The sequence below is a fragment of the Vibrio sp. 10N.222.49.C9 genome (assembly GCF_041474985.1).
Classification (GTDB): Bacteria; Pseudomonadota; Gammaproteobacteria; order Enterobacterales; family Vibrionaceae; genus Vibrio; species Vibrio crassostreae_C.
In genome coordinates this window covers 1-386 of record NZ_JBFRVD010001644.1, presented here as the reverse complement: position 1 = coordinate 386, position 386 = coordinate 1, and the positions used below count along the sequence as shown (strand labels likewise).

General features: G+C 42.7%; 1 protein-coding gene. It reads left to right on the top strand.

The features are described from left to right. Nucleotides 1-386: LysR substrate-binding domain-containing protein (locus tag AB4585_RS29635; RefSeq protein WP_372172422.1), on the top strand; the 386-nt coding region annotated here is incomplete at both ends.

The window sequence follows — 386 nt, the reverse complement described above, 5'->3', positions numbered from 1 at the left end:
GAACAAGATACTGCCGTCATTACAGCAATTATTTGATGCAGAAGAATTTGACTCTAAACAATGTGATGACACCTTCTCACTGTCACTGCCCACCTTTATGGGTTCGACCTTAATACCTAAGCTATACGCACATTTATCAGAGCATGCGCCACTGGCCGCCATTGAGGAGACGCCAACAAAGGCCAATCCCTTTCAATTACTTGATGCCAATAAATTAGACTTTGCTATCCACTATGAACCGACTCATGATCCTAAGTATCGTTCTGAGAAACTAGGCACGCTTTACCCTGTTCTATACGTGAAAAAGAATCACCCGTTAACCAAGCTAAAGCACCCAAGCATAGCAGAGGTACTCAACTATTCGCTTATTGGTATGACTATCGAAG